General features: G+C 47.6%; 18 protein-coding genes. 11 read left to right on the forward strand and 7 right to left on the reverse strand.

Going from position 1 to position 13,047, the window contains the following annotated elements; genetic code table 11:
- Positions 1-3 precede the first annotated feature (3 nt).
- Both XMG48_RS10375 and XMG48_RS10380 read left to right on the forward strand, forming a co-directional pair.
- Positions 4-894, forward strand: coding sequence for a ribose-phosphate diphosphokinase (locus XMG48_RS10375; RefSeq protein WP_173482001.1), 891 nt, complete (start codon positions 4-6; stop codon positions 892-894).
- On the forward strand, positions 894-1,469 hold the full coding sequence (locus tag XMG48_RS10380) for an alpha-ketoglutarate-dependent dioxygenase AlkB (RefSeq protein ID WP_173482002.1): 576 nt from the start codon (positions 894-896) through the stop codon (positions 1,467-1,469). The genes XMG48_RS10375 and XMG48_RS10380 overlap by 1 nt, the downstream gene beginning before the upstream one ends.
- Here the strand turns inward: XMG48_RS10380 and XMG48_RS10385 are convergent.
- Positions 1,449-1,883 (reverse strand): flavodoxin domain-containing protein, encoded by a 435-nt coding sequence (locus XMG48_RS10385; RefSeq protein WP_173482003.1) that lies wholly within the window; start codon positions 1,881-1,883, stop codon positions 1,449-1,451. The two genes, XMG48_RS10380 and XMG48_RS10385, sit on opposite strands and share 21 nt — an antisense overlap.
- Positions 1,884-2,051: 168 nt before the next feature.
- Here XMG48_RS10385 and XMG48_RS10390 point away from each other — a divergent pair, with 168 nt between their 5' ends.
- The 3 genes from XMG48_RS10390 to ppiC all read left to right on the forward strand — a co-directional run bounded on the left by XMG48_RS10390 (position 2,052) and on the right by ppiC (position 4,267).
- Positions 2,052-2,723, forward strand: a complete 672-nt coding sequence (locus XMG48_RS10390; protein ID WP_173482004.1) for a DUF4395 family protein — start codon at positions 2,052-2,054, stop codon at positions 2,721-2,723.
- A 73-nt stretch (positions 2,724-2,796) separates the two neighbouring features.
- On the forward strand, positions 2,797-3,948 hold the full coding sequence (locus tag XMG48_RS10395; protein WP_173482005.1) for a SulP family inorganic anion transporter: 1,152 nt from the start codon (positions 2,797-2,799) through the stop codon (positions 3,946-3,948).
- Between the two features lie 40 nt (positions 3,949-3,988).
- Positions 3,989-4,267, forward strand: coding sequence for a peptidylprolyl isomerase PpiC (gene ppiC / locus XMG48_RS10400; protein WP_173482006.1), 279 nt, complete (start codon positions 3,989-3,991; stop codon positions 4,265-4,267).
- A 2-nt stretch (positions 4,268-4,269) separates the two neighbouring features.
- Here the strand turns inward: ppiC and XMG48_RS10405 are convergent, their stop codons facing one another.
- Positions 4,270-5,058: a DUF3530 family protein gene (locus XMG48_RS10405; protein ID WP_173482007.1), complete on the reverse strand. Its 789-nt coding sequence runs from the start codon at positions 5,056-5,058 to the stop codon at positions 4,270-4,272.
- Positions 5,059-5,292: 234 nt separating this feature from the next.
- Here XMG48_RS10405 and XMG48_RS10410 point away from each other — a divergent pair, with 234 nt between their 5' ends.
- Positions 5,293-5,652, forward strand: a complete 360-nt coding sequence (locus XMG48_RS10410; protein WP_173482008.1) for a hypothetical protein — start codon at positions 5,293-5,295, stop codon at positions 5,650-5,652.
- Positions 5,653-5,661: 9 nt separating this feature from the next.
- Here the strand turns inward: XMG48_RS10410 and XMG48_RS10415 are convergent, their stop codons facing one another.
- Positions 5,662-6,204 (reverse strand): hypothetical protein, encoded by a 543-nt coding sequence (locus XMG48_RS10415; RefSeq protein ID WP_173482009.1) that lies wholly within the window; start codon positions 6,202-6,204, stop codon positions 5,662-5,664.
- A gap of 152 nt (positions 6,205-6,356) precedes the next feature.
- On the opposite strand from XMG48_RS10415, the gene XMG48_RS10420 reads away from it, so the two are divergent.
- Entirely contained in the window at positions 6,357-6,932 is a 576-nt protein-coding gene (locus XMG48_RS10420) for a rhodanese-like domain-containing protein (protein WP_173482010.1), read from the forward strand.
- Between the two features lie 102 nt (positions 6,933-7,034).
- The gene (locus tag XMG48_RS10425; RefSeq protein WP_173482011.1) at positions 7,035-7,565 is read left to right on the forward strand and encodes a hypothetical protein; all 531 of its coding nucleotides are present in this window, start codon (positions 7,035-7,037) and stop codon (positions 7,563-7,565) included.
- On the opposite strand, the gene XMG48_RS10430 is transcribed toward XMG48_RS10425, so the two are convergent.
- From XMG48_RS10430 to XMG48_RS10445, 4 genes are read right to left on the reverse strand one after another with little or no spacing between them, the layout of a single operon-like run.
- Entirely contained in the window at positions 7,562-8,362 is an 801-nt protein-coding gene (locus XMG48_RS10430; protein ID WP_173482012.1) for an amidohydrolase, read from the reverse strand. The two genes, XMG48_RS10425 and XMG48_RS10430, sit on opposite strands and share 4 nt — an antisense overlap.
- A complete protein-coding gene (locus tag XMG48_RS10435; RefSeq protein WP_371731449.1) occupies positions 8,350-9,501 on the reverse strand; it encodes a methionine aminotransferase in 1,152 nt (383 codons plus the stop codon). The genes XMG48_RS10430 and XMG48_RS10435 overlap by 13 nt, the downstream gene beginning before the upstream one ends.
- A gap of 9 nt (positions 9,502-9,510) precedes the next feature.
- The gene (locus tag XMG48_RS10440; protein WP_173482013.1) at positions 9,511-9,885 is read right to left on the reverse strand and encodes a hypothetical protein; all 375 of its coding nucleotides are present in this window, start codon (positions 9,883-9,885) and stop codon (positions 9,511-9,513) included.
- A complete protein-coding gene (locus tag XMG48_RS10445) occupies positions 9,885-10,367 on the reverse strand; it encodes a DUF2489 domain-containing protein (RefSeq protein ID WP_173482014.1) in 483 nt (160 codons plus the stop codon). The genes XMG48_RS10440 and XMG48_RS10445 overlap by 1 nt, the downstream gene beginning before the upstream one ends.
- A gap of 18 nt (positions 10,368-10,385) precedes the next feature.
- Here XMG48_RS10445 and XMG48_RS10450 point away from each other — a divergent pair, with 18 nt between their 5' ends.
- From XMG48_RS10450 to XMG48_RS10460, 3 genes are all read left to right on the forward strand, one after another.
- Positions 10,386-10,625, forward strand: coding sequence for a hypothetical protein (locus XMG48_RS10450; protein WP_173482015.1), 240 nt, complete (start codon positions 10,386-10,388; stop codon positions 10,623-10,625).
- 82 nt (positions 10,626-10,707) lie between these two features.
- Positions 10,708-12,186 carry a SulP family inorganic anion transporter gene (locus XMG48_RS10455; RefSeq protein WP_173482016.1) on the forward strand — a complete coding sequence of 493 codons (1,479 nt, stop codon included), beginning with the start codon at positions 10,708-10,710 and terminating at the stop codon, positions 12,184-12,186.
- A gap of 9 nt (positions 12,187-12,195) precedes the next feature.
- Positions 12,196-13,041: a universal stress protein gene (locus XMG48_RS10460; RefSeq protein WP_173482017.1), complete on the forward strand. Its 846-nt coding sequence runs from the start codon at positions 12,196-12,198 to the stop codon at positions 13,039-13,041.
- Positions 13,042-13,047: the final 6 nt, after the last annotated feature.

Genomic DNA, 13,047 nt, shown 5'->3' on the forward strand with positions numbered 1-13,047 from the left:
CGTATGAAAAACTCCATTCTATTTAATCTATCTCCAAGCCACCCTATTCCGGAGAAACTCGCTGAAGCTACCGGTCTACCATTAGGTCAATTTGAAATCCGTCACTTCCCTGATGGGGAGACGTTTCTCAGGGTTGATACCGACGTAGCACAATCCAACGTGGTTATTTTCTGCGACCTCTACCAACCCAATGAGAAACTGTTTCCGCTACTCAGTTTTGCAGAAAATGCGCGCGAGCTTGGCGCTAGCAATATCTGTCTGATCACGCCCTATCTTCCGTATATGCGCCAAGACAAACGTTTTCATACTGGCGAATCGATCACCTCTAGACACTTTGCTAAGCACCTATCCCTCGCCTTTGATGCACTGATAACGGTCGATCCACACCTACATCGTTATCCAACACTGGATGCGGTATATACACTCAACGGAATGGTCTGCACGGCGCAAACGGTGATTACCGAGTTCCTAAAAACTCAAACCGATAACTTATTGTTGATCGGCCCTGATGAAGAGAGTGAACAGTGGGTAGCTGCCATCGCTAACGCATCTAATCGCCCCTATCAGATCCTGTTGAAAGAGCGATCAGGTGATTACGATGTCGCTGTGACAGAGCCTGAACTGGCCCAATACAGAGGCTATCGTCCTGTATTAGTCGATGACATCATCTCCAGCGGAAGAACCATGCTAGCGACCATCGAACACTTGGAGTCAGCGGAGATGGGTAAACCTTTGATCCTTGGGGTACACGGTATTTTTGCTAAAGATGCATATGCACTATTGAAAGATATTGCCGAAATTCACAGCTGCAACAGCATCGTCCATGAGACAAATTCCTTAGATCTGACACCGGTCATAGCCGATCAACTGCTAAGCTATCTTAAACAACTTTAATGAGTAGTCGTATAAACGTTGAACTGATCGAGGATTTTCTCAGTTCGAGTGAAGCAGATGAGTTGCTCATGGAGCTCACAAACACCTTAGAGTGGCGCCAAGAGAGTATTACCCTTTATGGAAAAAGCCACCCTATTCCAAGACTGCAGTGCTTTGTAGCATCAAAAGGTGTTAGTTATCGCTATTCTAATCTGACGATGGAGGGTAGCGGCTTTCCGAGCATTCTCGAATCCATTAAAGACAAAATCGAGTCAACGGCCAACCACACATTTAATGCCGTTCTTTGTAACCTCTATCGAGATGGGCATGACAGTATGGGGTGGCACAGTGATAACGAGCCAGAACTGGGCGAACAGCCTGTCATCGCGTCACTGTCACTAGGGAGCTCTCGCACCTTTCGATTTAGAGATTTAAAGAGTAGAAAAGAGACCGTCGACTTTGAACTCAGCCACGGCTCTCTGCTGATCATGAACGCTGGAGTTCAAGAGAGTTGGGAGCACTCAGTGCCAAAACGTCTTCGCGTTAAACAACCGAGAATCAATCTAACCTTTCGACTAATCGATCCAGCTCGCTAGCCAACGCATAACAGGTTCTGCTGGCTCAGGATCTTTATTGGCATCAACATAGAGCGGCTCAACCAACGATTGAGCCTTCAGATTTGAAAACACTTCAAACAGTCGTTTGGCCGCCCCGTTGAAATAGTCATAACTTGAATCCCCTAACCCTACCAATGCAAAGCGCTGATGGGTTAAATCGGGCTCTTCATCTAATAGATCACAGTAGAGCGGCATCAAACCGTCTGGGATGTCTCCCATTCCTGTCGATGCCGTCATAATCAGCAGGGAAGCTGATGGATCAAGATCAGAGAGCTCGGGTGTATCTAGCCATTCACACTGATGTCCCTGAGTGGTCAGAAATTCCTGACACTCATCAGCCAATTCAATAGTTGAACCATAAACGGTACCGACGATGATTTGAAACTTAGACATCCAATAACCCTGCTGGAGAGCCGCTTATATTAGTAAAGTTAATAAATAACCAAGAGATCTATAACCAAACTAGTTAAGAAAAACTTAACCTAAGCAGCATCTATTATTAACGCTTATACCTAGCCTATTATTAGGAACAGTTAATATAAAAACAATAGAGGATCACTGATGAGAAACCCACTGTTTCACCCAATGAGTTACGACATGGTCAACGACAATGTTGTTAGAACACGTGCCGCTTTTCTATTCTTAGTACCCGTCTCTATATTAGTCATCTTCTACAACACCATAAATGGCTCGGCTTTCATTGTTGATCCCAGCACACTGGAAGATACTTGGGAAACCAACATGGCTGGGCAGATCATCTACTCCGCTGAGGTCGTTCGCCAGGTCTACGACTGGACCCCACAAACTTACCTATTGCTCTATGTCCTTTGGGAGATGGTGCTAAGTCAAAGCAAACGCACCGCTTGGCTCTGCCCTCTGTTCTGGATTTCCGCTGCCATGAACCGTCACCACAAGCCGGTCTACCGCCCATACCAGCCTAAGAAGTTTGCTTGGAAGATTGGTACCGCACTGGTTGCAGCCTGCCTGCTCTTCTTCAATCCGGTACCGGTTGCCGAATTTGTAAACAGCCTCACAGGAAGTGAACTGCTGACAACCACACAAAACTGGATGCCTCGCTGGACCCCGCTAGTGACCATTCCTCTCTGTCTAACCTTCATGTGGCTTGAAGCCGCTGCAGGTTGGTGTGCCGGCTGTTGGTTCCACTCGGTGCTGGTAAAAGTCGGTATCTTCAAAGAGCACTGTGACACCTGTGTTGACAGTAGCAACGACTAAAAGACGATAGCTAGTTCACTCAAATCCTTATAAATTGTGAGGATCTTATACGATCTATACGGTCCTCACTGACATGCCACATCGATCACGTTTTAATTCGGTACTCCCTTTCACTGCTCTGCGTGAGGTCTTTAAAGGGGGGTACCGTTTTGATCATTTCATCAAAGACCTACTCGCCGGTTTAACTGTCGGTATCATCGCCATTCCGCTCTCTATGGCACTCGCCATTGCCAGCGGTGTACCTCCACAGTACGGTCTCTATACAGCGATCATTGCCGGTATATTGATCCCTTTAACCGGTGGCTCTAGATACAGCGTTTCAGGCCCAACGGCTGCATTCGTAGTCATACTCTATCCCGTTGCTCAAAGTTACGGCTTGAATGGACTTCTACTCGCAACGCTTCTGGCCGGTTTGATCATGCTCACGCTCGCTTTCGCGAGGTTAGGTCGGTTGATTGAGTATATACCCGAACCGGTGACTCTCGGCTTCACCAGTGGCATTGCCGTCGTTATCGCAGTATTGCAACTCAATGATTTCCTAGGCCTTCATATAGCTGAAATGCCTGAATTCTTCTTTGCCAAGCTTGTCACCCTGTTTGACCATCTTCCTGCCATTCACACCGGGGAGCTCGTTGTCGGGGTGGTGACACTGGCCTCATTGATCATTTGGCCAAAATTTAAAACGCCCATCCCAACCTATCTTCCAGCAGCCATTGTCGGAACCCTAGCGGCTTTTCTCTGGGGCTTTAACGAGATAGAGACTAGCTGCTTCTCGCTGACCGTCATCTTTGACATGGTGATCGCCATTTGCGTGGGCGTCGTGCTAGCGGCACTGCTCTTCATGCGAGACATAGCACAGATGACCCAAGTAAAAGATATCAGTGGGGTGCGTAAACATGTCCCTAGGCCGCTCTCTGAAAGAACCGCCGTCTACAAAATCAAAGGTCCGCTTTTCTTTGCTGCCGCTGATCGAGTTTTTGACCAACTGGAGCACCTAAGCCAAGGAAAACAAAAAATCATCTTATACCTAGATGGTGTATCGATACTGGATGCCGGCGGGCTGTCGGCACTTGAACGTTTCATTGAACGTCGAATTCAGGATGGCTGTGAAATCGTTTTGGCAGATCTGCAGTTTCAACCGTTAAAAACTGTCTCTCGATCTGACCTGACACCTCTACCGAACCAGTTAAGTTTTACCGCCACCTTAGCAGAAGCGCTAGAGTAGATCTGATAGAATACACAACATAACCATTTCGAGAGAGACTATGGCCACCGCATCTGCAGTACACATTTTGGTAAAGACCAAAGAGGAAGCTTTGGCGATATTAGCTGAGCTTAAAAAGGGCAAGAAGTTCGATCAGCTCGCTAAAAAACACTCTATCTGCCCATCAGGCAAAAAAGGCGGTAGCCTCGGTGAGTTTCATCGTGGCGATATGGTCAAAGCCTTCGATGATGTGGTCTTTAAGCGCCCGATCTTAAAGGTACACGGCCCTATCAAAACCCGTTTTGGCTACCATCTAATTAAGACCCTTTACCGTAACTAAGGTCAAAGCCTATCTAACCAACCAGAAACAGTGTCGACCAACTCAGATTTATGCGTTTTAAAGTAGTGCTCTGCCCCTTCAACAACCAGCTGTGCCGACTTTGGATTACCTGCTTTTTCCAGCATAGCCAGACGCTCTGGCGCTTTTCTGATAACAGCCGGGAAATCTTCACTGCCATAAAGGTCTAAGACTGGCATTGGCATTTTATCGAGCTGAAAAGGTTCTACCATCGGTTGTTTGTAATCGGTGGCTCCCATCCCGATTCCGACATAGGCATCAAATGAGGCTAAGCTCGCTTCAGGTTGATTCTTAATCCAACGCTGCGCCATGTGTGAACCACAACTGTGAGCGAGCAAAACAACTTGACCACCCTGCTCCTTAGCAAACTCAGTCGCAGCCTGGAAACGTGGGGCAGCTTCATCAAAGATATCGACGTAGTCAAAATACTTAGCGCTCTTTTCCAAAACCGGAAGTTGAATGCTGAGGGTATTCCAACCCGCTTCAACCAAACCCACTCGCAAAGGGTTTACAACGCTCTCCCAGTCGGCGTGATAACCACGTCCATGAGCGATGATCACTGTCCCTTTTGGCTCGTCGGCCTCCATAAAGATCGCTAGAAACTCCCGATCACCGTCACTGAGTTCTATAGGGTCGCCATCAAAGATGACATCAACTATTTCATCCACCATCCGTTGTTCACGTTCAAGATCAGGGACTCGTTGAGCATGAGCGACAGTGGCAAGCATCGATACCCACAGTGTAAATGCTAACGGGAAGGTAGATAGGCGCATGACAAACTCCTAAGATGAATCAGACAGGTTAACTGTATTAAAGCAGAATACGAAAAGGTGTAAATATTGAGTCACTTTTAAAATAAATTAATAACTTAGGGAACTTTTCAGGAAAACCTGTCTCTATATAGATAAGTGTCACAATGTTCATTAATGGTACAAAAGCAAAGTCCAATGAGAATCATCGCAACCTCTTTAATCTGCTCAACACTGCTGGTAAGTGGATGCTCTAGCGTGAGTTACGACACGGCTCATAAGCTACGTATCAATGGCGATGTAGTCACTGCCCAATGTGAATCATCCATGTCAACGGTCACTGAGCATGAGAAGTTAAAATGGGGACGTAACATTGCAACGCCTATTTTGACGGTAGCGACCGTTGGATTGGCACCCATCATCATCGGTGCCAACGCAGCCTTGGACTATGTCGATCGCAAAAATGCATCCAACATGTTGGAGAGTTGCGGCAAGAATCCACTCAATGAAGAGCAGATACTTGCCGATGTTGGTACTAACGCCATGGTAAACGTCGCATTAGGCGCGGTTGATGTGGGTGGTGTGCTATCACCTGTTAGCTCAAACGCCGCAAACTAGCTCTAGCTTCTACTCTGCGCCCAATCGATACGCATCGTGGCAGGCCACACACTGCGACGTAAGATCGGCCATTTTCAGAAAAATCTCCTGGCTATCTTCGGTAATTTCCGCATCCCTGAGCGTCGTAGCTAATGCATTGGCTTTAGTGTGCATCCCGTGACCCAACATCTGCATTCCAGGAGGCATGTACTCTCGAGCCGAATGCAGACCATTGGCGCCGTGACTGTTGCCAAAACCAAGATGCTGCTCAATCGCTTCTGCAGCCTGAACATAGTCTCCAGAGGCCACATTCATTAGGGCTAGGTTTACCCCCCTCAGGTGGTCTCGCATGTTCTGCAAAGTGAGATGGTATTCAGCTTCAGGAAACAATACGAGTTCTCTCTGGTCATTGACGACAGGTGTAGCCTCCTCTTCAGACATGCCGAGATGCTTCATCATCATCTCGTGATCATGTTGAGTCATTTTGCTGTGATCAACGGACATCTCTGCCATTGAGTGGCTAGAAGCCGTCATCAAAAACAGGGCTAATGAGAGTGGAGTCAGTTTTTTCATGCCAGGACCTACGAAGTAATTATTCGATCAAAGAATAATAGCAGAGGTTAAAAATTAATAAGACTTTTCCAAAGCAGAAGAGGATAATGGTAATAAGACTCTTGTTTATGGTTATAAAAAGTAAGAGTCGCTATTAACACTGAGGAAAGATCATGAAAAAGCTTTTAAGCATCGCTACCGCTGCAGTATTTGCGGGTACCACATTAACTGCAATCGCCAGCGACGAACACATCCAGCTATGGGACAAAATGAACGCTTACACCGTTGAGCTTGAAGATGGCCCAATGGAGATCACTCGAGTTAAAACTCCACCTGCATTGATTAAGGGTTACCTACAACCAATGGTTCCAGCAGAAGGTGTCACGCCAGTTGGTGAGATCGATGTGATCGAAGCGATTGGTAAAGAGAACAACATGATCGTTGATATGCGTATGAAAGATCACGTTCTTCAACTAGGTACCATCCCTGGATCTATCAACATTCCATACACTGAAGTTGCCATGAACATGGATCAATTCGGTTGTGAGAAAAAGGGTGAGGGTTGGAGCTGTGCAGACGTTACAACTAAGATCTACGCTTTCTGTAACTCAAGCACCTGTCCACAAAGCCCAAGCGGCATTCGTGCCATGATCCGTGAAGGCTACCCAGCAGAACTGATCTACTACTACCGTGGTGGTTACCAAGATTGGACCATTCATGGACTTACAACGGTTGAGGGTGAACTCTAATTGAGAGAGTGAGCTGATAAATATTCTAAAGAGGCCTTAGAGCCTCTTTTTTTATTCCTGTTCAATGAATAAAATAGGCTAAATTTTGATCAGGAACATGAATTGAAAACCTACTCTCTAAAAGCCCTTATTATCTCAGCCGTGTTATTGGTCAGCGGCGCTCTCAAAGCCGATGATTCTGCTAGAGCCTTCTACCAACTTGCAGAGAGACCGGTCACACTGATTGATATGGGCTTTTACAGACTCAACCTTGATCTAGATAAGCAGTTAATCCCGAATATTGCAGATCTTCTTAATACCCGAGACGAGCAGATTGGCATGCGCGCCTACATCTCCTCTTCACCTGAAACCGATATTATTTTAATCGTTGAGACACGCCTTAAGGGTGCGTTTGATGATTCCCGAAGTACGCGAAAAGCAAAAGCACTGTGCGACAAAATTACCGCTGAATCCGCACTCTATTTCTTTAGAAATCCTTTAATCGATTACTTTCAGACATTTGACCCATTTGAAGAGCCACTACCTAAGGAGTTAGCGGGTCATCTTGAAAGCGCACTTCGCCTCAGTGCGATTGTACCCACCAAAGAGGGGTTACCTGAGTATCGTTGCATGCGCCCGCTTAAACTTCGTTAAAGTTCAACGATTCTGCGCTTAACACCGCTCAAGGTGAACGCATCACGATCGGCGGCCGCCGGGAAGCGAGATCGATACTCCATAAGATCGTCTTTATTCAGCGAAACAGATTCGATCGTTGCTTGAAACGGTTCACTCTCTTTTAACAACTCCCCATCAAAAGAGATCACCAGGCTGTCGCCAGAATACTCCAGTCCATTTCCGTCCGTACCGACTCGATTGACTCCAACAACATAGGCTAGGTTCTCCACGGCTCGCGCCTGAAGCAGAGAGCGCCACGCGACTCTTCTAGCAGCCGGCCAGTTAGCCACATAGAGAAGCAGATCATACTCATCACAATTTCTTGACCATACCGGGAAACGAAGGTCATAACAGACCAGCGGCATAATTCGCCACCCTTTGTAGTGAATAATGACGCGCTCTTCACCGGCCGAGTAGTGATTTGGCTCATCACCCATAGTGAACAGATGGCGTTTGTCGTATTTAGCGACACGCCCCTCAGGGGTGATAAAGAGGAAGCGATTTCGATACTCCCCTGCAACAGAAACAGAGAGACTGCCTGCCAGAGCTTTTCCGCTTTGAGACGCGAGTTCAATCAACCATTGTAAGTTCTTGCCATCAATGGGTTCTGCACAGGTTTCAGGTGACATGGTAAAACCTGTCAAAAACATCTCAGGCATAACGACAATATCGCAGCTATCTAAAGCTAATACCTGCTCTTCGATAGCCTTACGGTTGGCCTGAGAGTCCTCCCAAGCAAGATCGATTTGAAGATAGCTCAGCGTTAAATTCGACATAGGCGTTCAATCGCTTTATCAAGGGTGTCATCCGCTTTGGCGAAGCAGAGACGAATACAACCTGTCTGCTCACCGTTTGAGTAGAACGGCGAAAGAGGAATGGCTGCGACACCCACCTCATCAATCATACGCAGTACAAATTGATCATCAGGCTCATCGCTGATCTCAGTGTAATCAACCAACTGAAAATAGGTACCACTCGAGTTGAGCAGTTTGAAACGGCTGTTTTGCAGCCCCTTAGCCAATCGATCGCGTTTTTGCGTAAAGAAATCCGGCAGTGTTCGTGGGTAGTCTGGCTCTTCAACCATAAAGTCCGCTATCGCATGTTGAATCGGGGTGTGGCTAGTGAATGTAACGTACTGGTGAACCTTGCGCAGCTCTTTGGTTAATGGCGCAGGTGCAACACAATACCCAGTGCGCCAGCCTGTGACGTGATAGGTTTTGCCGAACGAGGAGACAATGAACGAACGCTCAATCAACTCTGGATGAGTATTCACACTTTGATGCACCTGTCCGTCATAGACCAGGTGCTCGTAGACCTCATCACTGATGATCAATATGTCGGTGCCCCTGACAACGTCTGCCAGCGCATCTAAATCGGATCGCTGCCAAATAGATCCCGTCGGATTATGTGGCGTGTTAATGATGATCATACGGGTTTTAGAGGTGATGGCTGCTCTTACCTCGTCCCACTGCACCGAAAAATTGGGCGGTAGCAACTTAATGTGAACCGGCACTCCACCATTAATCTCAATGGCAGGCTGATAGCTATCATAGGCGGGATCAAAGACGATCACCTCATCACCGGGCTGAATCACGGAGGTAATCGCTGAGTAGATCGCCTCTGTAGCACCTGGCGTTACAGTCACTTCATTGGCCACATCCAAATCACGACCATAATAGTTTTTCACTTTGAGTTTAATCTGTTCCAACAGTTTGGGAACACCGGCCAAAGGGGCGTATTGATTGTTGCCTGAGGTAATCGCACGACCAACACCGTCTAGTAACTTCTGTGGGCCTAGGTAATCTGGAAAGCCCTGTGACAGGTTGATTGCCTGTTTTTCAGCCGCTAATGCAGACATTGTTGTGAAGATGGTTTCACCGACAGAAGGCAGTTTAGTTTTGGGGTAGTTCAGCACGTTTGGCTCCTAAAACTCTCGTATTGTGGGCTCTTTTTTTATCGCTTTTTTTAACCGTTCGAGAACCTCTGCAATGCGCTCTCGACCTTTTCGATCATATAGATAGTTGGCGAGACCTTCACTCGCTTTTTGTTCGCCATCAAGTCCTTCATGTATCCTGAGGCAATCAATCCTTGCCTCTTCCAGTAGTGGATCTGACTGTATTGGCAAGCCTAGAAAGAGATCCCACTCGGTCACTTTGGCTTCCCCAGAGAGCACACGTTCAAGTAGATTGATCACCGATCCTCTTGTTGGACGATAACTGGGTGTTCTGCCAAAGGTCAGTGCCGCGACCAACAGTAGAGTTGCCAGCAGAGTAAAGATAAATACTGGCAGTATGGACATCAGTGCACCCTATGCATCTCATGATCAATCAGACGTTGAGCCGCGACGTGGATTCTTTCTTGGCATTCAGCCTCTACTTTCAGCATCTCCATCTGAAATTTTCGCTGTGACTGTTTATCCAAGGCTTTCCAATCTTGAAGGATAGGAATGTGGGAAGTTTTACCATAGACCTCTTCAATCACTTGGTAGTCAGGGTCTTGATGCAGCGATGCGTCATAATTATCAATCATCACTTTTAGACGCATGCACCCCTCTGTCAAAGTGATCTTGTCATCGTGCAGTATGGCATTAGAGATGATACGAATGCTCTCTGTTAGGTAACGTCGATTGGCTGCTGCCTCTACCGCCAATTTCTCCTCTTGCTCGGCTAACTGACGCGTTATCTCTCGCTGTTCACGCAACTGTTTGGTAATAAACCAGGCCAGCAGTGCAATGGCTATCACACCAATTAAGATCAGGGTGTATACTAGACTCTCGTTCATGTTCACTAATCCATTACCATGTTAATTCTCGATTCAAACGCACAGCTAGGAACTCTTATTGAAGAGCTCTACTTAAAACCAACCGGGATGACTGCAGAGCAAGCTGCTGAGTTATGCGGTCTTGATACGAAAGAATTTAGCGCTATTCTAGCCGGTGAGCTGCCAATGAACCACAAAAGAGCACTCGCTCTTTCTCGTGGTTTTAATACCCACATCAGTTTTTTTCAGAACTACATCCCTAGCAAATCCGATCAATAACTCAAAACCGGCCGACCACCGACAAACGGCTTGAAAGCTGATAACATTGCGGACTTTCGTTTTTAATACCCTGAAGGTCCCAATGAGCCCATCATTACACTACAACTGGTTCTCTAACGTACGTGGCGACATCCTCTCTGGTTTGGTTGTTGCTTTGGCTTTGATTCCAGAAGCGATCGCCTTCTCGATCATTGCAGGCGTTGACCCTAAAGTCGGCCTATACGCCTCTTTCTGTATCGCTGTCATCACCGCGTTTGCCGGTGGACGCCCTGGCATGATCTCGGCCGCCACGGGGGCCATGGCCCTACTGATGGTCACCTTGGTGAAAGAGCACGGTCTTGAGTATCTTCTGGCAGCAACTCTATTAACGGGTGTTATTCAGATTGGTGCCGGTTATCTTCGCTTAGGCTCGTTGATGCGCTTTGTATCCCGCTCGGTAGTGACCGGGTTTGTAAACGCTCTGGCGATCTTGATTTTTATGGCGCAGTTACCTGAGCTCATTGATGTTACTTGGCACGTCTATGCCATGACCGCAGCAGGCTTGGTGATTATCTACACCTTCCCCTACCTAACCACTAAAATCCCATCACCACTGGTCTGCATCCTTGTTTTGACCGCGGTTTCAATGGCACTTGGACTGGATATTCGTACGGTAGGCGATATGGGTGAACTGCCTGACACACTCCCTATTTTCCTATGGCCAGATGTGCCTCTGACACTAGAAACACTGTGGATCATCCTTCCCTACTCACTACCTCTTGCAGTCGTAGGTCTTCTTGAGTCTCTTATGACCGCCACCATCGTTGATGATCTTACTGACACGTCAAGCGATAAAAACCGTGAGTGCAAAGGCCAAGGCCTTGCCAACATCGGTGCTGGCCTGTTTGGTGGCATGGCAGGCTGTGCGATGATCGGCCAGTCAGTGATCAACGTGAAATCAGGTGGTCGAACACGCCTATCAACACTGATCGCAGGTGTGGTTCTGCTAATACTCGTTGTTTTCCTAGATGAGTGGGTCTCGCAGATTCCTATGGCGGCACTGGTGGCCGTGATGATCATGGTCTCTATTGGAACCTTCTCTTGGGAGTCGATCTTTAACCTACGCAAACACCCAATGTCGACCAACATCGTCATGTTGACGACGGTCGCCGTCGTTGTGGCGACTCACAACCTAGCCTTTGGCGTCTTTGCCGGTGTGCTGTTAGCGGCCCTATTCTTTGCCAACAAAATTGGTCAATTCCTCTACATTGGCAAAGAGGATGGCGAGGGCGAAAACCATCGTGTCTATCGTGTTGTCGGCCAGGTATTCTTCAGTTCAAGTGATAAGTTCACCGCTGCGTTTGATTTCAAAGAGGACACAGATCGTGTCACCATTGATCTATCACGTGCACACTTCTGGGATTTAACTGCCGTCGGCGCACTGGATAAGGTGATTCTTAAATTCCGTCGTGAAGGGATTGCGGTTGATACCGTTGGTTTGAACGAGGCGAGCGCGACCATCGTGGATAAATTCGCCGTACACGACAAACCTGATCAGATCGATGAGCTGATGGGACACTAAGGAGTATTTATGACTCAAGTTGTAGCCTGTATTGATGGCATCGGTGAACGCTCAGAAGCCGTGTGTGACACGGCCGCTTGGGCGAGCCGAGTTCTTCAAGCACCTCTTAAGCTTCTGCACGTTTTAGATAAACGTGAATTCCCAACGGAAGAGAAGAGTCAACTCAGTGGCACCATTGGGCTCGGTGCCCGCGAGTCTCTTCTAGAAGAGCTCGCCTCTCTTGATGAGCAGCGTGGACGCATTGCCCGTGAACAGGGTCGTGTCATGTTGAATGCCGCTCTAGAGAGAGCCAACCAAGACCGCGCATTCGAACCCTCAACCTCACAACGTCATGGCGACCTGCAGCAGACCCTTGAAGAGGAGCAGTCAGATACTCGTCTGCTCGTGTTAGGCAAAGGCGCGCATGGGGATGCAATGGGGGTTCATATCGAACCGATCATTCGCGCACTGCATCGCCCTATTCTGATTACAGATACAGCACTGGTTGAACCCAAGCGTTTTATGATCGCTTACGATGGTAGCAAAACCGCTCGTAAAGCTCTGGATATGGTTGCCAAAAGCCCACTGTTAAAAGAGGCTGATTGTGAGCTATTAATGGTAGGGCCAGCGACATTCGACTTTAAACAGGAGTTGGAGATCGCTGAAAAGGTCCTAGTGGAGGCTGGCTTTAATGTGAATGCCACATTAGCGGCAGGTGAAGCAGAAGAAGTTATTCTGGAGCATGAGTCTAAGACGGGTTCAGAGCTGCTGGTAATGGGCGCTTACGGACACTCGCGTATCCGCCAGATGCTGGTTGGCAGTACCACTACCTCACTTCTAAGACGAACACCGACGCCCGTCCTTCTGTTGCGTTAGTCTTAT

Origin of the sequence: Marinobacterium sp. xm-g-48 (assembly GCF_013282925.1) — a bacterium.
Classification (GTDB): domain Bacteria; phylum Pseudomonadota; class Gammaproteobacteria; order Pseudomonadales; family Balneatricaceae; genus Marinobacterium_E.